The organism is Clostridium bowmanii (genome assembly GCF_018861315.1).
GTDB classification, from domain to species: domain Bacteria; phylum Bacillota; class Clostridia; order Clostridiales; family Clostridiaceae; genus Clostridium_AD; species Clostridium_AD bowmanii.
On sequence record NZ_JAHLDL010000042.1, the window covers coordinates 1 to 23,319 of the forward strand.

At 32.1% G+C, this 23,319-nt stretch carries 18 protein-coding genes; 6 read left to right on the plus strand and 12 right to left on the minus strand.

Annotated elements, in window-relative coordinates:
- Positions 1-391: 391 nt before the first annotated feature.
- From KPL51_RS20055 to KPL51_RS20085, 7 genes are all read right to left on the minus strand, one after another.
- Positions 392-1,531 carry a DNA cytosine methyltransferase gene (locus KPL51_RS20055; RefSeq protein WP_216165626.1) on the minus strand — a complete coding sequence of 380 codons (1,140 nt, stop codon included), beginning with the start codon at positions 1,529-1,531 and terminating at the stop codon, positions 392-394.
- Between the two features lie 14 nt (positions 1,532-1,545).
- On the minus strand, positions 1,546-2,679 hold the full coding sequence (locus KPL51_RS20060) for a DNA cytosine methyltransferase (protein ID WP_216165628.1): 1,134 nt from the start codon (positions 2,677-2,679) through the stop codon (positions 1,546-1,548).
- A gap of 166 nt (positions 2,680-2,845) precedes the next feature.
- Positions 2,846-3,682, minus strand: a complete 837-nt coding sequence (locus KPL51_RS20065) for an ABC transporter permease (RefSeq protein ID WP_216165630.1) — start codon at positions 3,680-3,682, stop codon at positions 2,846-2,848.
- A gap of 7 nt (positions 3,683-3,689) precedes the next feature.
- On the minus strand, positions 3,690-4,604 hold the full coding sequence (locus KPL51_RS20070) for an ABC transporter ATP-binding protein (RefSeq protein WP_216165632.1): 915 nt from the start codon (positions 4,602-4,604) through the stop codon (positions 3,690-3,692).
- A gap of 627 nt (positions 4,605-5,231) precedes the next feature.
- Positions 5,232-6,383, minus strand: coding sequence for a peptidoglycan-binding domain-containing protein (locus tag KPL51_RS20075; RefSeq protein ID WP_216165634.1), 1,152 nt, complete (start codon positions 6,381-6,383; stop codon positions 5,232-5,234).
- Positions 6,384-6,555: 172 nt separating this feature from the next.
- On the minus strand, positions 6,556-7,830 hold the full coding sequence (locus KPL51_RS20080; RefSeq protein ID WP_216165636.1) for a patatin-like phospholipase family protein: 1,275 nt from the start codon (positions 7,828-7,830) through the stop codon (positions 6,556-6,558).
- Between the two features lie 950 nt (positions 7,831-8,780).
- Positions 8,781-9,419: a TetR/AcrR family transcriptional regulator gene (locus KPL51_RS20085; protein ID WP_216165638.1), complete on the minus strand. Its 639-nt coding sequence runs from the start codon at positions 9,417-9,419 to the stop codon at positions 8,781-8,783.
- A 311-nt stretch (positions 9,420-9,730) separates the two neighbouring features.
- Between KPL51_RS20085 and ftsH the strand changes: the two genes are divergently transcribed.
- Positions 9,731-11,533: an ATP-dependent zinc metalloprotease FtsH gene (gene ftsH, locus KPL51_RS20090; protein ID WP_216165641.1), complete on the plus strand. Its 1,803-nt coding sequence runs from the start codon at positions 9,731-9,733 to the stop codon at positions 11,531-11,533.
- Between the two features lie 86 nt (positions 11,534-11,619).
- Here the strand turns inward: ftsH and KPL51_RS20095 are convergent, their stop codons facing one another.
- Positions 11,620-13,188, minus strand: coding sequence for a DEAD/DEAH box helicase (locus KPL51_RS20095; RefSeq protein ID WP_216165643.1), 1,569 nt, complete (start codon positions 13,186-13,188; stop codon positions 11,620-11,622).
- A gap of 213 nt (positions 13,189-13,401) precedes the next feature.
- Between KPL51_RS20095 and KPL51_RS20100 the strand changes: the two genes are divergently transcribed.
- Both KPL51_RS20100 and KPL51_RS20105 read left to right on the plus strand, forming a co-directional pair.
- Positions 13,402-14,475 (plus strand): putative NPN-dependent ornithine cyclodeaminase, encoded by a 1,074-nt coding sequence (locus KPL51_RS20100; protein ID WP_216165645.1) that lies wholly within the window; start codon positions 13,402-13,404, stop codon positions 14,473-14,475.
- A gap of 34 nt (positions 14,476-14,509) precedes the next feature.
- Positions 14,510-15,595: a putative NPN-dependent ornithine cyclodeaminase gene (locus tag KPL51_RS20105; protein ID WP_216165647.1), complete on the plus strand. Its 1,086-nt coding sequence runs from the start codon at positions 14,510-14,512 to the stop codon at positions 15,593-15,595.
- Between the two features lie 214 nt (positions 15,596-15,809).
- Here KPL51_RS20105 and KPL51_RS20110 read toward each other — a convergent pair whose 3' ends face one another.
- The 3 genes from KPL51_RS20110 to KPL51_RS23735 form a co-directional block, all read right to left on the minus strand.
- The gene (locus tag KPL51_RS20110) at positions 15,810-17,087 is read right to left on the minus strand and encodes a D-alanyl-D-alanine carboxypeptidase family protein (RefSeq protein ID WP_216165649.1); all 1,278 of its coding nucleotides are present in this window, start codon (positions 17,085-17,087) and stop codon (positions 15,810-15,812) included.
- A gap of 119 nt (positions 17,088-17,206) precedes the next feature.
- Complete coding sequence (locus tag KPL51_RS20115) at positions 17,207-17,827, minus strand: response regulator (protein ID WP_216165651.1); 621 nt, start codon at positions 17,825-17,827, stop codon at positions 17,207-17,209.
- On the minus strand, positions 17,824-18,495 hold the full coding sequence (locus KPL51_RS23735; RefSeq protein ID WP_224854588.1) for a sensor histidine kinase: 672 nt from the start codon (positions 18,493-18,495) through the stop codon (positions 17,824-17,826). Before KPL51_RS23735 ends, KPL51_RS20115 begins: the two co-directional genes overlap by 4 nt.
- Positions 18,496-19,109: 614 nt before the next feature.
- Here KPL51_RS23735 and KPL51_RS20125 point away from each other — a divergent pair.
- The 3 genes from KPL51_RS20125 to KPL51_RS20135 are packed head-to-tail and all read left to right on the plus strand — an operon-like array spanning position 19,110 to position 22,354.
- Complete coding sequence (locus tag KPL51_RS20125) at positions 19,110-20,042, plus strand: ABC transporter ATP-binding protein (protein WP_216165655.1); 933 nt, start codon at positions 19,110-19,112, stop codon at positions 20,040-20,042.
- Positions 20,043-20,055: 13 nt separating this feature from the next.
- Entirely contained in the window at positions 20,056-21,198 is a 1,143-nt protein-coding gene (locus KPL51_RS20130) for an ABC transporter permease (protein ID WP_216165657.1), read from the plus strand.
- Positions 21,185-22,354, plus strand: coding sequence for an ABC transporter permease (locus KPL51_RS20135; protein WP_216165659.1), 1,170 nt, complete (start codon positions 21,185-21,187; stop codon positions 22,352-22,354). Before KPL51_RS20130 ends, KPL51_RS20135 begins: the two co-directional genes overlap by 14 nt.
- 62 nt (positions 22,355-22,416) lie before the next feature.
- Here the strand turns inward: KPL51_RS20135 and KPL51_RS20140 are convergent, their stop codons facing one another.
- The gene (locus KPL51_RS20140; protein WP_216165661.1) at positions 22,417-23,271 is read right to left on the minus strand and encodes a PRD domain-containing protein; all 855 of its coding nucleotides are present in this window, start codon (positions 23,269-23,271) and stop codon (positions 22,417-22,419) included.
- Between the last annotated feature and the right edge of the window lie 48 nt (positions 23,272-23,319).

A 23,319-nucleotide genomic window follows, 5' to 3' on the forward strand; every position in this document is an offset into this window, starting at 1 on the left:
GACAACTGTTAAGTTGTTACTCAAGCTCATTACATACTTTTTAGTCTTACGACTAAAATTACTTCTTTATCTAAAGTAATTAACTGGTCTAACGAAATATTATTTCGCTATTTTACCTATTTCTCTGTTTAATTTTCAAAGACCAACTTGTTTTGTCATCATGTGACGACTTCTACTATTCTACTAGGTATTTCTTGTTTTGTCAACAAACTTTCTATACTTTTTCTAATAATTTTTAAATAGAATTCTATGGAGACTAATTCGCCTGTAGCTTACTGTACTAATCATTCTTTATAGCGAGCAAATTCGTATAAAACTTATACATATATATAAAGGCAATAAATGCTAATTATGCATTTATTGCCTTTATAATATTTCTTTTAATACAATTTTATAGTTGTTTAATTAATCCCAACATAATTTCTTTTACTAAGAGTGATGGTATTCCTTCACCAATAGCTTTACGTATAAATGTTTCTCCTGCCCAATCTGGTATGTCCCAATCAAGCGGCAGTGAAGTTATTATCATCAATTCATAAATAGAAAATACTCTTGCGTCAGAGTATCTTCTTCCCTCTTCTGTACAGTCATCAGAAATTAGATATCCCGGGTGTACACATGTTAATGAAGAAATAACACCATTATTTTGGGTAATAGACCTTGAAGGTTTATTCCAATTATGTCTTCTGTAATGATTATAATGGCCTTTAATCCTTACCCCTCCTGCCTTTTGAGGGTAATATATTTCATTATCAAATGCAGTAGAACCACTTGGTGTATGAACCATCCATTCAACCATTTTCCAAGAATGTGAAGGTGGAAAATGCCATTTAGAAACCTTTCCACCTTCTTTCTTTTTAATCAAATAATCAGGAAATTTTTCCAATGTTAACTCTTCACCTTCTCGTAGAATTGGATCTAAAGATGGTACGTTTTTTAAAGCTTCACTTAATGTAACAATATTCTTTTTCTCTGGAAATTCCCAATGTATTCCTGTATCTTTTCTTGATAACAAGAAAATATTTCGTTTTCTCATTTGTGGTACTCCATAATTCATGGCTTTCACAAGGGTTTCTTCATTAAAATTATATTCTCCACTTAGTTCGGCTTTAATGTACTCCGGTATAAGCAATATTTCATCTCCAACTTTTATCTTTGTTTTTAACTGTCTTGGAACATTCTCAAGTAATACAAATCTAGGTTTAACTTGTTTAATTACATCAATTGCATAATGCACTAACTGATTTCTTTTATCAAAGTCTTCCATTTTTCCTGCAATACTCATTCCTTGACATGGTGGAGTTGCAATAATAAAATCTACATTTTTATCTTTAGCTTCATTTATAATTTTACCTCTTATGTTTTCATCAGTAATATCTCCAACTATCATATTAGTTTTCTGATATATATGTTGATAAAATTTTGCTCTTTTCACGTCAATTTCATTTGCAATAAGTATATCCACACCTATACTTTCTAAATATGCTTCTGCTATTCCAACATTTGCGAATAATGATAATCCTTTTAACATTTCAATCTCCTTGTCTAAATCAATTGTTTAAATATTTTTTTTATGAATAGAGGTGGTATTCCTTCCCCTATAACTGACCTTATAAAGTTTTCTGAAACAGTCCTAGGAATATTCCAGTTTTCAGGCAAGCTCATCACTAGCATTATCTCATATACTGTTAACACTCTTGGATCTGAATATATCTCATCCCCATTCTTGTCCATTCCCATGAATCTTCCAGGATGAACATTGTTTTGGGAACTAATAGTTCTATTATAAGTTGTTATCGTATATGCTGGAACATCCCACCTTTGCCGTTTATAGGTGTTTTTATATCCATGCACAGGTTCACCATTTTTTTTAAGTGGCCTATATTGCTCTTTAATGTTGTTAAAAGCTGTTTGTCCCGTAGGTGTATGCATAATTGAAATTACTTGCCTATAAACATGAGATGGCGGTGTATGCCATGATGAATAAGCTAATGCTATTTCTCTATTCTTTTCATAACCCGGAAATATCCTAAGGTGCTCATCATAATCAATATCATTTATTAATGGATCTAATCGTGGCAAGTGACCAATTGCATCTTCTAATGTTTTTACTTTCAACTCCTCTTGAGGAATCTTCCATATATTTTCTTGGTCTTTTCTTGTTAATAAGAAAATAACTCGCTCCCTAGTTTGTGGAACACCATAATTACACGTATTAATTACTTTGGACTCGAACAAGTATTCCTCACTCAATTCTTTTTTTAAATACTCGGGTATTAATGTCATCGTACCATTGTAATTGATTTTTGTTAAAAGCTGCATTGGTACATTTTCTAGCATTACATATTTGGGCTTTATTTCGGCTATGACTCTAACCGCATATGTAACTAATTCGTTTCTCACATCATTTTCTTCAAGTTTGCCTGCTGTACTCATTCCTTGGCATGGTGGTGTTGCAATTATTACATCAACCCCGTATGTCTTAGCCCTATTAATAATATTGGTTATTGTACATTCATCGGTTATATCGCCACAGATCAATTCAGTATTGGGATATATATATGAGTACACATCTGATCGTTTTTTATCAATTTCATTTGCCAAAACTACCTGAATTCCAATATCATCTAAATATGCTTCAGCTACCCCTATATTAGCAAATAATGATAATGCTTTCATATTGTTTCCCCCATTCTTAAGAAAATAAACAAATTATTAAAATCACTTTCAATACCACTTGTTATATGTTCTTGCGCTTTATTTTAGCATATAGGGAAACCCTAGTAAAGTATTATCTAGAGCTTAATCTATTTCAACTTATCAGGTGAAATTAGCACAATTGTTACTAACTCCATATATCCCCTTCTTTACTTTTTGAGCGATTAATTGTTGAAAAATCAACCTTTGAGAAAACATAAGTTGATAACAGTAAAAATATGAGCCCGAAAATGATTACAATCACCATACTGATAGGAGGTGTAATTACAAAACTTCCTATTTTAAACGCAAGCTGCTGCTCTACCAATTGACTCGTTGTTAAAGATGTCTTTTCCAGTATGATGGTTCTAAAAAATGCTGTTGTATATGTCATGGGATTGAAATAAGCAACATATTGCAATACTTTTGGTAACAATGAAAGCGGTATATATGCACCACAAAGAAATGTAAGTGGCATTGTAATCGCCGTTATTACAACTTGGAATGTTTGTGAATTTTTAACCAGAGTAGCTAAAAACAATCCGAGTCCCGAGAATACAAGCCCAACCACAATCATCACACCAATTACCGCAAATGGTGTTACCCATGATGTGAATTTAAGCCCTATAAAATAACCTATGAAGAGAATAATAACACCTTGCAGTGTTGCTATTGTTGCTGCTGATAATAGCTGACCAGCGGCAATCTGGATTCGTTTAACTGGGCTTACTAATACTTCTTTCATAAATCCCGAAACAATATCTTCGATGGTGCTAGTGGCAACGGTAAGTGAGGTTTGAAATACTGTCGTTATCACAATACCGGCCAGCATATAGTTTACTGGATTTTCAATATTGTCATTTTTAAATATTGAACTGAACACATATAAAAAGAAGAATGGCATGATAATAGTGAAAATAAGCTGGACACGATTGCGAGCAAAAATTTTAATATTTCTAAACCATAGTGCTATTATAATATCCATAAATTTCTCACTTTCTTATATCTTTTCCGGTAATTTCTAAGAATACATCATTCAATGTTCCTTTTTTAATTTCCAAATCTGTTATGGACCCCTTTTGCTCACTTATTATGTCCATCAATTTGGATAAACTATTAACTTCAATTGAATAATATCCGGTTTTTTTCTTATATATAAACCCTGCGATGTCCAGCAGTTCCTCCAACCCTTGCTCGTCAAGGGTTGTAATATTTGCTTTATCCTTTGTATATTGTTGTTTCAAATGATAAGGAGTGTCTATTGCAATGATTTTACCAGCATCCATAATGGCAACCTTGCTGCAAATTTCTGCCTCCTCCATGTAATGTGTTGTTAGAAAAATGGTAATATTCTTCTCCTTTTGTAGCTTTACAATATAATCCCACATGTGAGCCCTTGTTTGAGGGTCAAGACCCGTGGTTGGCTCATCTAAAAACAATACTTTTGGGTAGTGGAGAAGCGCTCTAGCTATTTCCACACGCCGTTTCATACCACCGGACAGACTGCTTACCATTGCTTTTTTCCAGTCCAGTAAATCCACTAAATTCAAAACAAATTGGATGCGCTCGTTGACTTCACTTTGGGGGATAGCATAAAAATGACAATGCATAATTAAATTCTCAAGAACGGTCATTTTATTATCCAATGTGGTTTCTTGAAAAACAACCCCAATAACACTTCTAACCTCATCCTTTTCATGGGAAACGTCTTTCCCATCAATGATCAGGGTTCCTGAGGTCTTATCAAATATGGTACACAGTGTATTTATGGTTGTGCTTTTACCTGCTCCATTTGGGCCTAAAAATGCAAAAATGCTTCCTTCTTCTACCTCAAATGATACATTGTCCACTGCTGTAAATTTATCATATTTCTTTACAAAATCCTTAACTTCTATTATATTTCTCATGGTATCACTCCTATTAACTGTTTTCTAGCTTTCCGCAGCCACATTTGCTACCATTAAATTGTTTAATCTCTTAATCATATAATAATATAAATATACCCCTCAGTCAATGATAATTATTGTTATATAATATATATTATTATCTACAACGTTAATCTTTTATGTGAAAAATTAAATCTTGACAAAAAATTGAGATATTTATTAATTTAATTTACAAACAGTTCTTAATTTCGTCACTTTACTGACACATAGAATTGTTATTATTAATATATAGAAAGTAATTGATTTTTTTTAATTAGAGCCCCCCTTTAATTAGATATAAATTTAATATTACCCTTAAAAAGAAAATAATAAACAATAAAAATCAAAGGAATGCCATAATTATATGTATTCCTTTGATTTTTGTCTAGTATTTAAGTTCATAACCTATTGGAAACAGTGCATTACCTTCCTTGATAGGTAAATCTTTATACCAGTTATTATAACGGATAAAGAATTCGGTACTATATTAAAAAAGGGGTGCAAAACAAATCAACCCCATCTCATCTTTCCCTGCGTATACAAGGAAGGTGGAGATAGGGGGCTGATTAATATACTTGCTCTATATCTAAAAGTATAAGTTTATAAAACTTATTTAACTGGTATAACTACTTCAACACGGTTCTTATAGGCATCTTTAATCGCACCTAAGAAATCTCCATGAGCATCATTAAGTGACATAGTAGCACCGGAAACCACATCTGCAAGATCAGCCTTTTCTTTAACAGTAAGCTTAGCTAATTTATCCATTTCATCTTGCTTAATTGTATTAGCTTTTATTGGGCGACCAGCTGCAGTTGTATTCTTTGCAAACCAGGCATCTAATTCAGGGATAGTTTTACCAACAAAGAATGTTTGGTAGAAATTCATTTGCTTATACCACTCATTAGCTAGATTCATACCATAGCTATCTCCACGTTGACGTTTTGTTTCCCATGCACTTACTTCATCAGCTGCTGATTCCTTTGTGTTTTTAGATACACCAGATACTTTTTCTGTCTTATGGTCTGTTACATTATATCCTTCTTTATCAGGCCATCCTGAAAAATGCGGCATTGATTCCCCATCATAATTCGGAGTGGAAACTTCGTAGGCATCTAAATAAGCACCTAGGATTCTTCCATTAGCATCGAAGCTAACATCCGCCATACCAACAGTAAAACTATAAACTGGTACCTTTTCACTGTCAGCGCCAGGACCGTTTCTAAAGGCTACATTATGTCCTAATCCTTGATAAACCTTTATGGATTTTGGTGTTGCCGTAGTTGTTGGTGTCGTTGGCTTAGCTGGTATAGCTGGTACAGATGATGTAACTGGTTTTATTAGTGAAGCTACTTTTGCATTTAAGCTTGCCACTGTACTTGGACCTACTACTCCATCAGCCCAAAGACTATTTTGTCCTTGATAATTTTTTACGGCAGCTTCGGTAAGTTTTCCAAAGCTACCGTCAACACTAATCTTGTACCCAAGAGTGTTAAGCACATTCTGTATACTTTTAACCTCATCCCCGTATGAGCCAAGCGCGAAGATACGAGTTACATTTAATGACGTCAAAGCTACACTAGATATAGTTGTTTGTGTGGGTGTTTTTACTGGTACTTTTACTGGTGTTGTTGGTGTTACATATGTAGCTGCTGAAACAACATCCACACCAAACCTTCCCTGTTTTGTATTGCCTGCTACAAATGAAAGTGTCATTATCAATGTTAATGCATAGGAAACTGTTACTAATGTTTTTTTCATTATTTCCCCCTCCATTAATATTTACAAAATATTACATCTATATTGTACAAAACATAATTGGTAAATACAAGCAATATTTGTAATATTTGCTTACAATTGTATGTATAGATTAACAATACGATAAAACTCTTTATACTCCTTTTGTATACCTAAGAAGTACTATTCTAAAATATTATTGAATGCTTCTAAATAATAGTAATGACAGAAATAAATTCGCTATTGAATATTTAGGCTGGCTTATAGCAATTATGTTTCTTTTATTAATAGTAGAAATTGATATATCCCTTAAATCTGGGTTATAGTATACCAATTCTTTATTAATGCTAAACAATTTATTTGGTAAACTTACAATATTTGTTTCCAATTTTATATTTTTATAACTTTCATATTCTTTCATGATTTGATCAATTAATTCTTCTATTCTATATAACTTCACTCGTTCTATTTCCAAACATTCTGAACATATTTCCAACATGGCAATAAAAATATTATACTTATTTAATTCACAATCTGCATATTTACTTATATTTCTTAGTAGTCTAAATTTAATAGCTTTTATAATAGTGGGATTAATACTTTTACTATTAGCACCATAAAATTCATAAATTTTTCCGATTTCATTTTCTGTTATATAATCAATATATATATTTTCACTTATATTGCAAATTTCAGAATTTTGGATATAATACCTTTTCCCTCTAGTCTTTGAAAAAGCCCTAAGAGTATCAAAATAACCAAACTCTATACTACTTTTAGTTGTTTCTGGTTCGAATTGAAGAATTCCACATAAATATTGAGAATTCTTGATATAAATAATTTTATTGTTACTTGTATCAACTTTTTTTATTCTCCCTACTCCTGATACGTCTACCACGATTATATTTTTTATTTTCTCTGATATTAGTGAAATTGGGATATTATTATATATGCCACCATCTATATATCGTTTATTATCAATCATTTGGGATTTAAATGCAGGAAAACATGAACTAGCAAGTAAATAATCTACAAGTTTACCTTCTGGAATATCTTTTATAAATATATTTACTGGACTAAAATCTGTTAAAGAAAAAGTGACAATACCAAAATCAATCTTTGATTCTCTTATCTTTTTTTCATCAATCACCTTATATAATAGGTCTTTTAAGGGGGTTACATCCATGCCACCTAATAATAGTGAACTTTTTATAATATTAATAATTGATGCTACTCTTAAGTTTTTTTCTTCCAAAAAATTCGCTTCTTGTCCCATATCAATTACTTTACACATGGTCATATCAGTCCACATGCTTAAAGCTACATCAAAGTCACCTTGTACCATGATAGCGCCATTTAAAGCTCCTACAGATGTTCCAACAACTACTTCTACATCAATTTTCAATTCATTTAAAGCTTTCCAAACACCTATCTCATATGCACCTTTAGCTCCGCCACCACCAAAAACCAATCCATATTTTTCACCAGTAATAATAAATTTCTCCTCATAACTGTATTAGTAGTTATTATTTTTTACGTGTTCACATAATATTAATTATTATTTAAATATAATTGTTTACAAATATCTATTCCTATGATATTATTAAATTATAAACAAAGTAACAAAATTTAAATCAGCACAGTAGTGGAAGTGATTCCACTCAGATATTAACTTTCATTAGATAAATTAAAAAAATTACTAATAGAAAGGGGATAGTCCATTGGTTCAGATTAAATTTTTAGAGGTTAGTACAAATTTATAAGTAAGTGGTCTTTAATATATGTAAAAGACATAGAACAATACTTCAATTTAAAAATAATTACTAAACTCGACTTAGTTCAAAATTAAATATATTATATATTAAAAGGGAGTTCGCAAAAGGAGCTCCCTTTTTTAACTGGAAATTATGAGCATTTATTATAAAAACATGATATGAATTATTTAAGTTTCCACACCCTACCATTCTACATTGACTTCCAATTACTTTATATAAAAAAATACTTTAATAATCAAAAACATAAAATCATCCCATTGTTGTTTCCAACGAGATGATTTAAATATTCTAGGAATTTAATTTTGCAGCAATCTTTTTTTGAATCTCCTCAATGCTGGATCTATTAAGATTATAGCCTGAGATGCTTATAAGTGCTGCTATAAAGCTTAACCCCGAGCCTACACTTAGCATTAAACCAAGAATAATTACAGTGCTCTCAGCTTGAATTGAAAGGTCGGCATTGAACTAATACAAAACCTATACCTAAAACTCCCACGCATAAATGCATGGGGTTCTTAAGTGCTAAATAACTTTCTTTACTTGACTGGAAATACCCGTACTAAAGTTTCCGTACCCATATCCTATCTTATCTAATAGAGGAATTTTTCTATGGCTATTGCTTTGAAATTTATTCAAGATTACCTCTTTATTTTTTATTCAGTTCTATAAGTGGAATTATTAAATGATCAACAATATGTTCTATATAGCTCATTTTAATGGGTTTTCCAGTAATTATAAGCTGATAAAATAATAATGCCGGCCCCACATCTGCGAGAAGTTTCAATTGCTCCTTATCTAATTTCTTATTTATGGTACACTCTATGGCATCCCTAAATACACATGCTCCATCCTTTATGCAATTAGAGTGGATAGCTTCTGATAATAATTTATCCCTGTTTATTGCTATTGCTATGGACAGCATTACCTTTTGCCTAACACCGTCTCTTATCCCAAAATATTTGCTAAGTGATTCACACAAATAATCTCTTAGATTGTCTCCACAGCGCTCCGTATCAACCTTCTGCACGCAGGGCATCATGAATCTTATGGCTTCTGCTATAAGGTAGGGTTTAGATTTCCATCTGCGGTATAAGGTAGCTTTCCCCGCATGGGCTCTTAATGCAATGGAATCCATGGTGACGCAATCATACCCTAGCTCTGCTACCAGCTCCAGTGCAGATTTTAGAATAGCTATATCACGTTGTTTATCTAGTGGTCTTCCAATCTTACCTAGGACTTTTCCTTCAAAATTATCAATGAAATCGGATTTATTTATTATATCCATCCCCTAGCCTCCATTCTCTGTTTTCATAAATATATCACAATGCAAGCATTTTTTCAACATAACTGAACATAACAGTTCTGAAACTGTTGTGTTTTATTATTGCCTATGATATACTTTTACTTATAAAGGATAAGAATGGCCTAGTATGATAATTTATTGACTACTTTATCACTAGTTAATAATATTTTACAGCCTATTTTGAAATCAGTACAATTTTTAGTAGAATTTTTAGTAGGCTTAAGTGTATAATAAGTGGATAACTAAGAAAGTAAAAAAAATTACTATATATTTAGAAAGAGAGGTGATTTCTGATGAAAAAGAAATCAAGTATTGCTGTTTGGGCTATAATCTTTGTTATTATTGCAGTATTTATGATTGCTAAACCAGATCAGACTTCAACAATTATTAATTTTAATCAATTTCAAACCAATTGGACAAATAATACTATAAAAAGCTTCGTGGTGGAAGATGATCAAATGTCCGTTTCTGGGACTTTAAAAGATGGAACTACATATAAAACAATTGTTCCCTCTGCTAGATTATTTCAGTTTATTAAAGACAATCCAAAGAACCCACCTATTCAAGAAACGTACCTAGCACCATCCAGTATGGTAATGTGGTTAAATTTTCTTCCTAATTTACTATTCATATTAATGCTTGTAGGCTTTGGATTTATATTCATGAAACAATCCAAGGGCGCAGGTGGAAGTGGCGGTGTAATGAAGTTTGGTAAAAGCAAAGCAAAACTTGTAGATCCTATTAACAATAAAAAAGTTAGTTTTGATGATGTTGCAGGAGCAGATGAAGAAAAAGCTGAACTTGCAGAGATAGTAGATTTTCTAAAACAACCTAAAAGATATATAGACATGGGCGCTCGTATACCAAAGGGAGTTTTACTTATAGGACCTCCAGGAACTGGTAAGACACTTCTTGCAAGAGCTATTTCAGGGGAAGCTGGAGTACCATTTTTCAGCATATCAGGTTCAGATTTTGTAGAAATGTTTGTAGGAGTTGGAGCTTCTAGAGTAAGAGATTTATTTGATCAAGCAAAAAAGAGCTCACCTTGTATAATTTTCATTGATGAGATTGATGCTGTTGGTAGACAAAGAGGTGCAGGTGTTGGTGGCGGAAATGATGAACGAGAACAGACATTAAACCAACTACTAGTTGAGATGGATGGTTTTGGAGAAAATGAAGGAATAATAATGATTGCAGCTACAAATAGAGCAGATGTACTTGATCCAGCACTACTAAGACCAGGTAGATTTGATAGACAAATACTTGTTGGTGTTCCTGATGTTAAGGGTAGAGAAGAAATTTTGGCAGTCCATTCAAAAAATAAGCATCTTGAACCTGAAGTTAAACTTAGTGTACTTGCAAGGAGAACACCTGGATTTACAGGTGCAGACATTGAAAACTTAATGAATGAATCTGCACTTTTAGCTGTACGAAAAGATAAAAAGCTTATTGGAATGGAAGAACTTGAAGAAGCAGTTACAAGAATAATTGCTGGTCCCGAAAAGAAAAGCAGAGTGATAGTTGAGGCTGATAGAAGACTTACAGCATACCATGAAGCAGGCCATGCAATTGTAATGAATTTACTTCCAAATTCAGATCCTGTTCACCAGATAAGTATAGTTCCAAGAGGAATGGCTGGCGGATATACTATGCGTCTTCCAGATGAGGACAGATCATATATGTCTAAGTCAAGACTAGAAGATGAGATTGTAGGACTATTAGGTGGTAGAGTTGCGGAAAAACTAGTTATTGGAGATATAAGTACTGGTGCAAGCAATGATATTGAAAGAGCAACAACAATCGCAAGAAAAATGATAATGGATTATGGTATGAGTGATACTCTCGGACCCATCTCTTTTGGTTCAGGTAGTGATGAGGTATTCCTTGGAAGAGACATGGGTAAAAGCAAAAGTTTTAGTGAGGAAACTCTATACAAAATAGATGTAGAAGTAAAAAAACTTATAGATGTAGCCTATACAAAGGCATTGACAATTCTTACTGAAAATAGAAGTAAACTTAATGCAGTTGCCGAAGAGCTTTTAATAAGAGAAAAACTTGAAGCAGTTGAGTTCCAAGAAATATTTGCAAGAAGCTAATTAATAACAAAAGACAAATTGAGGTTATAACATATCCTCAATTTGTCTTTTAATTTTATACTTAATTAGTTTAAGTTTTTATTCTACTACCTTCTAGCTTTAGCGACCTCTATGTTTACTCTTCTTTTATTTAACTTCTGCCCTGAACTATTTTTTAGAATAGCATCAACTAGCTTTTTAGGTACATCTAGAAAAGAAAATTTGTCTAAAATATCAATAGGTCCAAGTTCATTTTTATTAACATTAGCAGTCTCACATAAGAAAGATATAATGTCTTTACTCATAACTTCGTCCAGTTTTCCGATAGAAAGGAATAGTCTAACATTATCCCCTGTTGATGCCACCTCTTCTGTATAATTATAGTTAAATCCACTTTCAAAAATAGTTTTTATTAAAGAAGCAGCTACATCCTCAGCACCAAACTGTTTAGTGAGAATTTTCCCTAAAGGAATGAAGTCATTATATAGATTTTCTACTAATGTTGATTTTATAGAATTTAAAATTGTTTCTGATTTTGCCGCAAAAATCTCTAGCATAGTAGGCACATTTTTTTTACTAATTACACTTTTAGTATCACATTCAATCTGTCTTTTAGTAGCGGATTCTCCTCTTGTAATAAGACTATAAGCTATCCCCTCTTTATTTGCTCTGCCAGTTCTTCCAATTCTATGGACATAGGATTCACTATCTTCTGGTAAATCATAGTTTATTACATGAGTGACATCTTCCACATCTATTCCTCTTGCAGCTACATCTGTTGCAATTAAATAATTCAAATTACCTTCTTTGAATTTTTTTAGAGTATTCATTCTTTGACTTTGATTCATATCACTGTGCATACCTTCTACAGTAAACCCTCTAGGTTGTAATGCATCAACTAAATCATCTACTCCCTTCTTAGTTTTACAAAACATTATGCAAGTCTTAGGAGCATCAACATCAAGAATTCTACAAAGCGATTCAAATTTAGTCTTTGGATTTACTTCATAATAATATTGGTGCGTCTTAGAAACAGTCATAGATTTCTTCTCTATTGAAATAATTTTTGTATCTGTCTTCATATATTTCTTTGACAAAACTCTAATAGCTCTTGGCATAGTAGCTGAAAAAAGCATGGTTTGTCTATCATCACTTAGGTTACTTAAAATACTTTCAATGTCTTCAATAAAGCCCATGTTTAACATTTCATCAGCCTCATCTAAAACTAAGAATTTAGCATTTCCTAGTTTTAGAGTACCTTTTCTAATATGGTCTAGTATTCTTCCAGGAGTTCCCACAACAATATCTACTCCTCTTTTTAGAGCTAATATTTGTATGTCAATAGATTGTCCTCCATATATGGGTAAAATCTTAATTCTTTCATATTTTGCAATTCGTTTAAGCTCTTCTCCTACTTGAATAGCAAGTTCTCTTGTTGGAGCTAAAACTATTGCTTGCACCTTTCCTGTCGGTTTTTCCATTTTGCTTATAATAGGTGCCCCAAAAGCTAATGTCTTACCAGTACCAGTTTGAGCTTGACCTATAATATCAAAGTCTTCCAATGCAATTGGAATACTCATTTCTTGAATATCAGATGGGCATTCAAATTTCAAATCTTGTATGGCATGGAGTACAAACTCATTAAGTCCTAATTCATTAAATTTAACTTTTTTCATTAAAATCCTCTTTCTTCTTTTAAATTATAAAATACATCTCATATTAAGAGAGTATGTACAAAAGCACAAATATTAAACTAAAAACGGTATAATTAAAGCCAAAAGTTTTACTTATGCTTTATCTTTATATAATTATTAGTTATAATGAATTGTATTTTATAAAATAATCCAACCATTATTTTAAATACGTTACACTAGAGGAGGAACTTTAAGATGAGTTTTCAATTACCAAAGTTCGTATCACCAGATTTCTCGCAGAGTTTTCTTGTTGATGCACCAGACGTTAGAATAAGCGAAGTCAAAAAAGATGGAGTTGCTCCTAAAGGTTTCTTAATAACTTCTATATCGCCTGAATATTTTAAAATTAAAGGGCAGTGGGTGCTTCCAACCCAAACATCTATAGAATGTGTTGCTGTCGCTCGCGATAACAACACCGTAGAAATTGTGGAGTTTAGAAACCTTAAAGCATGCGACAAAGTTGTTTTAGGAAAATCTGGGGATGGAAGCGAAGGTATATACAAGTATACTAGCGGATTTGATAACTTACCAAATGTAGGCCTAGGACGCTCTGTTGAATCTTCATTTTCAAGGGATTATGAAGAACTGCATGAATTATTAGAATATGAAAAACAAAATAATGGACATATAGTATGGGTTCTAGGACCAGCTGTGGTTTTTGATTACGATACTAGAGCTGCACTATCCGAGCTTGCTGAAAACGGTTATGTAAATTCTCTTATGGCTGGGAATGCTATGGCAACCCATGATTTAGAAGGTGGACTTCTCGGAACAGCATTAGGTCAAAATATATATACTCAAGAATCAGTTTTTATGGGACATTATAACCATTTAGATTTAATAAATGAGGCTAGACGCGCGGGTTCTATAGAATTACTACTAAATGAACAAAACATAAAAGATGGGTTTATGAAAACCTGTATAGAGAAGGATATCCCTATAGTTCTTGTTGGTTCTATAAGGGATGATGGTCCACTCCCACCGGTTTACCATAATGTATCTTGTGGCCTTGATGCTATGAAAGAGCAAACAGATAAAGCTACGGTAATAATTTGTCTTGCTACGGTTCTTCACTCAGTAGCAACTGCAAACTTAGCCTCATCTTATAGATTGGTAGATGGAAAAGTAAGACCGGTATATTTTTACTCTGTAGACATTGCTGAATATGCAGTTAATCAAGTATCCGTTGCCAGAGAATACATAGGGGTTAAAACAATAGTCACTAATGTTCAAGATTTTGTGGTTAATCTTCAAAAAAACTTGCGTTAATATACATTATTATTTTAGTAGGAGGAGATTTTAAATGAGTTTTGAATTACCAAAGTTTACACCGCCGGATTTCTCACAAGATTTTCTTGCTAATGCTCCAGATTGCAAACTGGAAGAAGTAATTAAAGATGGTGTTACCCATAAAAATTATCATGCATTATCAATATATCCTGAATATTTTAAGATTAATGGAAAATGGGTAATAGCTAATGAGAGCCGTATGGACAGTGTTGCAGTTGTTACCACCGATGGTAACATAAATGTTGTGGAATTTAGAAATTTAAAGTTTGGCGATAAAGTTGTCATTGGAAGAACTGAAGATGCAAGTGAAGGTATATATATGTACACTAATGGGTTTGTTACTGAGGATACAGATGCTGATACCTTTGCATTTAGAAGTGGTAGATCAAGAGAAACGGCCTTCTCTAAAGATTACGATGAATTATATGAAATTATGCAATATGAAAAAGAACATGATGGAAAAATAGTTTGGGTTCTAGGGCCTTCAATTGCATTAGATGATAAATCAAGAGCTGCCTTTTCTTCGCTGGTAGAAAATGGTTATGCTCAAGCTGTTTTATCTGGAAATACCCTGGCTACTTATGATTTAGAAAATGCAATGTTTAAAACAGTATCAGGTCAGGAGACTTATGAGTCTCGTGAAAATGCTAATTATAACTATATTGCAACTATAAATGAGGCCAGACGCGCAGGTTCAATAGAAGAACTTATAAATTCAGGGAAAGTTAAAGATGGTATATTAAAAGCATGTCACGACAATGATGTTCCTGTAGTACTTGCTGGTAGTATCAGAGATAGATATACCTTGCCCGGTGTTTATGATAATGTGTATGAATCTCAAAATGCTATGAGAAAACATACACGATCGGCAACTATGCTTATATGTTTATCAACAGTACTTCATACCATAGCTGCCGGAAATATGACTCCCTCTTACACCGTAAAAGATGGGGTTGTTAGACCAGTTTACATATATTCTATAGATATACAAGAGTTCTCTGTTAACAAATTATCTGATAGAGGAACATTAGAAGTTAAGACCTTAGTTACAAATGTCCAAGACTTTATAGTCAATGTAGCGGAAGGATTAATAAAATAATTGCATTTCCTATTAAATTTACAATTAATTTTTAATTTAGCCATTCTGATGACACATTCAGTTGTTATTATAAGTATATAGAAAGTACTTGATTTTTTTTAATTTTTTAATTAGAGTCCCCCTTTAATTAAATATAAATTTAAAATAATAATATTAAAAGGAATGCCACAATTGTGTGCATTCCTTTTTTTTGAATGACCCCTGGGGGTCATTCCTACCTACGATATTTGCTTCTACTTCTTTTTCTTTTTCTCTTATTTAAATTAATTATTCCTATTGTAACTACTATTCCTATTATAAATAAAATAAATATTCCAGCAGCCACAAAATATAAAGGTATATCATTTTTGACTAAATCTGCTTTGAAAACTGTTGAATAGAGCTTGTACGTTTTAACTTTCCCTTTTTCAGTTAATATTAAGGATCCAATACTCTGATTTTCTTTAAGAGTAGAAAGTTCAATACTGGTTATGCTTATTTTTTCCTGCAAATCTTTTTTATTTGCTTCGTTGTTATAATAGCTAACATCCTCTTTAGCTATTAGTGGTATACTAACAGTTTTCTCTGGCCCAAAGAAACCAAGGGGTTTGTATTTTAATGTTTCTGTTTTTATGACAGAATTATTTGTATGTAATATAGTTGGCTGTAAGTCATAGCTAAAATCAATTATTTCTTTCATATCATTAAAAACATAAGTGTCACCTGCGTTCATAACTGATCCCAAAACAACTCCCATAATTTTTCTTCCGTTTCTTTCATAAAATGTTACAAGACATCTCTCTGCTTGTGATGTATATCCTGTCTTACCAGCAATGCAACCATCTTCCCCAAGAAGTTTGTTGGTATTTTCAATCTTAAACGTTGTACCTTTTGATGTTGATATAGTATTTTGCTTTTTACTCATTGATTCTTTCACCCAAGGATTTGAAAATGCGGCTCTAGAAAGTATACTCATATCATAAGGTGTAGTGTAATGATCATCCCTATGAAGCCCATTAGGAGTTACAAAATGAGTTCCTGTCATGTTCAATTTGGCTGCTTTATCATTCATCATTTTCATAAAATTTGTAGAATTTCCTGAAATGTTGTCCGCAATCATATAGGCCAAATCATTTGCTGAATACATTAAAAGTCCATCCATTACGTCAGCACTTGTCATGTTTTCATCGAGTCCGATTGGATTTACATCAACATTTAGTGAACTGGCTGGCTGAGATTTTGCACTTTCAGTATATTTCATACCATCAGTTTTTTTCTTGTTCTCAGCCAGCAATAGTGCTGTCATTAGTTTTGTTGTACTGGCTGGATACATTTGCTTGTCTACATTTTTCGCGTAAATTATTTCTCCAGTTGCAACATCTACAGTGATGGCTGCTTTACCATATATTGTTGGTAAATTAGTAGTGCCATCTATATCCGCGGCAAAAATATTCGAGTTTATCGAAAATACTAGAAATAAAACAATCAAAATAATTTTTTTCTTCTGTTTCAACTTTCATCTCTCCATTACTTAATTTATTGTACGTTTATTATAAAACACAATTTATAGTATATCATTTTACAAGATAATTTAAAATAACAGATTTTAAATTAAAACAAAAATGTTCGACCCTACTTGTTTTTATAATAAAAAATTGCCAATTGAGTTCGGTCACGTAGACTGAGCTTTTCTAGTATTGTGCTAATATAATTTCTTATAGTTCCTTCACTTAAATAAAGCTTTTCGGATATTTCTTTATTATTTAAGCCGTCAGCTACCTTAGCTATTATTTCAAACTCCTTTTCATTTATATTAAAATCAGAGAACTTAAGTTTATTTTTTTCTGTGATTAGAGACGGAATTTTAGTTATTATTTCATCCCCAAAAACTGTTTGACCTGCTTGTACAGCTTTTAAACAAGGGATGATACTTTCAAAGTTTTGTTTTAAGAGATAACCCTTGGAGCCTATTTTCAAAGCTTTAATAATGTATTCATCATCTAGAAAAGTGGTAAGAAATAGTATTCTAGCCTCTTTGTGGCTCGCAAGTATTATTTCTGCTCCCTTAAGCCCTGTCATTATCTCCATTCGTATATCTATTAATAATATATCAGGCAATAGGTCTTCATATAACTCTACTGCCATTTTCCCGTTATACCCCAAAGCAACCACCTCTATGTCCTCATCCGATTCTAATATAACTTTTAGTGAGACACAGACTAATCTATCATCATCTACAATTAAGACCCTCATTTTTTAACCTCCTTTGGAATTGAGATAAATATCTTAAACCCATCATCAATATTTATATTAACATTACCATTTAGAGCGGTAACCCTATCTAGTATATTTCTAATGCCAATACCCTTTTCAGTAATATAGTCCTCTACAAGTCCGTTGTCCCCTATAATAAGCTGATAAAAACCAGGATGCTCGTTAAGGGTGATACACACTTCTGTGGCACTGGAGTGCTTAATTATATTAGATATGGCTTCCTTAACTATTGATATAAACGAATATTTCACTTTTTTATCAGGATTTTCGCTAATGTCGTAGATAAGCTTTATAGGGCAAAATAAGAATTCTTTTGTAAGCGCATAGATTTGGTCATGTAAATCTATAGAATCATCATGAAGGTCATGTACACTTGTCCTGATACTATCCATACCTTGTGACAGGGTATCTTTAACTGAATTAAGGCTTTCTTTTATAGTAGCATCCTTATTAACAACAATTAGAGCTCCAATTTGCAAAAGACACCTTGATAAAATATGACCCACATTATCATGAATTTCTCTTGCAATCCTATTTCTTTCACTTAATGTGGCAAGATTTAATTCATAATCTTGGTTGGCTACTAAAGAAGCCTTTTGCTGCAGAAGGAGCATAGAAAGTTCTGAAGTCTTATCTCTAAACTTCATATAATCCTCTTTAAGCTCAGAATTAGAATTGGTACGAAGCTTTAGGAGTATAGTTAATGCGATAAAGGCAAGTGTTATAAAAACAACTCTATGAGATAAATATCTTTGATTGCTTATTATTAATATAAGGGTGAAGAGATAAATGAAGCGAAATTTGTGACCTATAACATCATATAAAATCAATGGAATAAATAATAAGAATTCACTAAAAAACACACATAGTATGCTGTAAATAATAAAAAACAACATATGTATCGATTTGCTTTCAAGATAGCTACTTAGGCTGCTTATTGTTAATGCTAAAATTATTGGCAAAATCCATAAGCCATGAGCTGATTCCAATAGATAGATACTTGTGCAACAGAGAAATATAACTGATTTATCTACAATTTTAAGCATTCTTTTACCAATGGAAATAGAATTTATTATCCTAGCTTCCCATTGAATCCTCCTTTAAAATTATTTTATATTGGCCTAGTGTCATATTACTATATGACATTTGTCACCCCAAATAATGATTATATACACTTACAAATCATACCATAAAGACGTACTATATATCTATAGATAAAAACAATTCAAATTAAAATTGGGTGAAAGGTTGGGAGAATTTTATGATAGTAAAAGTTAGTAATTTAGTAAAGAGATACAAGGAGCTTTTAGCATTAGATCATTTAAATTTAGAAGTTAAAGAGGGAGAAATTTTTGGCCTCCTAGGACCTAACGGCTCAGGAAAATCTACCGCAATAAACTGCATACTTTCACTGTTAAAATATGATAAGGGTGAAATAAGCATTTTTGGAAGGACCATGGGACCTGATGCTTATGATATTAAAAAGGATATTGGGGTTGTTATGCAAGATGTGGCTGTCTTTGAGGAACTCACAGTATACGAAAATATAGATTATTTTTGTGGACTTTATATAGCAGATAAAATTAAGAGAAAAGCACTTGTAGAGGAAGCTATAGACTTCGTTGCACTAAATGACTATAAAAAGTTTTATCCGAAGAAATTAAGCGGAGGGCTTTTGCGCAGGCTCAATATAGCTTGTGGTATAGCCCATAAACCGAGGCTTCTAATTCTAGATGAACCAACTGTAGCAGTTGATCCTCAAAGTAGAAATAATATTCTATCTGGAATTAAAAAGCTGAATGAGCAAGGGACAACTATTATATACACCACTCATTATATGGAAGAAGTGGAGCAACTTTGCGACAGAATAGCCATACTAGACAACGGGAAAACCGTGGCGCTTGGAACAAAAGAGGAACTAAAGTCTATGATTAAAATTGGAGAGAAAATCACAGTAGAAATATTTAATTTATCCACTAGCGATTTAGATAAGTTGAGAGAATTATCCACGGTGGATAAAGCTGAATATAGAGAAAACACTCTAGTTATTAAGTCTAAAAGAGGTAAAAATAATATAGTTAGAATTATTGAGTTTTTAAATGACAATAATATTGATTTTGGAAAAATATACTCTGAACTGCCTACTTTAAATGATGTTTTCTTAGAAATAACTGGCAAAGAACTTAGAGATTAAGGGGGGAATAGTTGTGTTTATTCATATATTTACAACAAGGATAAAATGTTTATTAAGAGATAAGCAACTGGTTTTTTGGACTTTAATGTTTCCAATAGTTTTGGCCACACTATTTAAAGTAGCTTTTTCTAATCTTTCTACGGGTGAGATGTTTAAAACTATCGATATAGCTGTGGTAAATAGTAAATACTACCAGGAAAATGTTGCGTTTAAACGTGCTATAGTTCAGGTGTCTAAAGATGGTGCAGAGAAACTTTTTAATGTGACTTTCACTAATGAAAAAAATGCAGAGGAGCTTCTTAAAAACAGTAAAGTAGAAGGATATATATATCTAAATCCAGAGGTGAATCTAGTAGTTAAGTCAGATGGAATAAATCAAACGGTTATTAAGACTTTCTTAGATGATTACAAAGAGAGTGCGAGTACCATAGCCACCATTTTATCATCAAGTCCTGAGGCAAATCATGATAATTTAGTAAAGGATGCCTCAACCTTTAAAGAGTACACTAAAGAAATTTCACCATCTAAGGGGAAGCCAGACACAACTCTTAATTATTTTTATACACTTATTGCCATGGCATGTTTATATGGAGGATTTTCAGGACTAAAGGAAGTCACTGATATACAAGGAGATTTATCAAAAAGAGCAGCTAGAATTAATATGGCTCCAGTTCATAAAATAAAGATGTTTATTTATAGTCTCTGCGCAGCATTCTTGATTCAATATACTGAAATTGTCATTGTTCTTGGATATTTACATTTCGCTTTAAAGATTGATTTTGGTAATCAACTATTTTATATTCTGCTTCTCTGTTTTGTAGGTTGCGCCACTGGAATTTCCTTTGGGGCTATGATAAGTGCACTTATTAAAAAAAGTGAAGGTCTAAAAATTGGAGTATTAATAGGTACAACTATGTTAGGATCTTTTTTAGCAGGGATGATGTCTTCAGATATAAAATACCTTGTACAAAAGAGCATTCCAATATTATCATATATTAATCCAGCAGCACTTATTACCGATGGGTTTTACACCTTGTATTATTATAATAACCACGCAAAATTCTTTATAAGCATTTCTATTCTAAGCATTTTGTCCCTAATATTTTGTTTAACAACCTACTTCATTATAAGGAGGCAAAAATATGCAAGTCTTTAAAGTTTATTTTAAAATTATCAAAGCTAATATGGGACAAATGTTTATATATCTTATAGTTTTCTTATCAATATCTCTGCTTTATTCATTATCTTCAACCACAAAAACTGAAGAAAGCTTTTCTCAAACTAAGGCGGATGTAGCCTTCATAAATTTGGATGAGGACACTTCACTACTTACAGGATTTAAGAAGTATCTATCAAAAAATGCAAACTTTATTGATATAGAAAATAAACCAGAAAAATTACAAGATGCACTATTTTTTAGGGATGTTGATTATATAGTAACGGTGCCTAAGGGTTTTACCAAAGATTTTTTACTGGGAGAACCTATAGAGCTACAAAAGACAGTAGTACCAAACTCTACAACTCGGATGTATGTTGATATGGCAATAAATAAATACTTTAATACGGCAAGAGTATATGTTAATAATACCCCAGCAATAACAGTGGAAAATTTGGTAAAAGAAGTTTCTAAAGGTGCCTCCCTTGAGACAAGTGTGCAGTTAAAATCCTTTGGAGTTAAAAAACAAAATAATGGCTTTGCTGTAGCCTCCTTTAATTATCTTGCCTATGCATTATTTTCAGTGTTAATCCTAGGTGTAAGTTCAATTTCAATGGTATTCAATAATAAGAACTTAAACAGAAGAAACTTATGCTCTCCATTGAAAAACAGATCCTACAATTTACAATTGATTATGGGAAACCTAGTTTTTGCTCTCGCCACTTATGGGGTTATGGCAGGTTTTGGATTCATCCTCAATAGAGATCATATGATGTCTTATAACGGCTTATTGTTATGTATTAATGCTCTAGTGTTTACTGTAGCAGCCTTAAGTATAAGCTACCTTGTAGGACTTTTAATAAAAAACAGAAATGCTCAATCTGCAATAGCCAATGTACTAGCACTAGGATTTTCCTTCATAAGTGGAGTATTTGTACCGCAGGAATTTTTGAGCGATAAAGCCATTGCTATAGCTAGCTTTACACCTACCTACTGGTATGTAAAAGCCAACAATATTATAGGTACACTGTCAAATTTCAGTTTTGATAATCTTTTACCTATATTTACTTACATGCTAATAGAACTTGGTTTTGCCATAGCTATTTTTTCAGTAGCTTTAGTTGTTAGTAAACAAAACAGAATAACTAATAGTTAGCTTCTTAAAATAAAGTGGCTAGAATTTTTAAAATTCTAGCCACTTTATTTATGAAACTTTTTTTATTTTTTCCATCTGCTCCTTTTAAATTTCTGAATATATACAGCCAAATATGCAGTTTCATCTTCTGGAACTTTTAAATTCAACTCTCCTTCAGCAAAATTAGAAATTTTTTGTGCCAGTTTAAAGGAAGCATAGTACTTACGTTTTATAGTATGTAATAATTTGTTTTTAAGACAAGTATTGTTTAAAATCCTTTGAATAGTAAATCTAATATGAGTAATAAATCTAGCATAAGCAAGTGATTTTCTATCTATTTTAATAGCTAATTCATCTTCCATCATTTTTATAATAGTATTTGATACAAAAGCATACCTTACTGCATTAGACAACCCACCATCATTCCTTGCAGCATGTATGTGAAGAGTTATAAATGCAATTTCATCCTCTGGAAAGTAAATCTTTGTTTTATCCTCAATCATAATTGCAGCCTTTTGAGCTAGTTTATATTCTTCTGAAAAAAGGGTCTTAATTTCATCTAAAAATGGATTTTGAATATTTTCACCACTTTCAATTCTCTTTAAAGTAAACTCTATATGGTGAATTAGTGATAAATGAACCCTTTCATGTAAATCTTCATTTAATTCTTTAGATATCATGTATATTATTTCCTCACAGAGCGCAATCACCTCGTCGTCAACAGTATTTACAAGTTTATTAAAATTGTCATAGTTAATTTTATTTTCAATAGAAAATATTTTTTCAATAGGATCATCCTTAGATATATTATCACCTAAATTCTTTCCAACTCCTATTCCTTTCTCATAAAGAATTTTTTCTATATTTGCTTGGTAAACTACCACAATATTTTTATTGATCACTTTAATCACATTAAAATTAGAAGTTTCAATTTTCATTGGTTTTACCTCCATTTAAGTCTAAAGATTTGTATACGTTGTCATTGA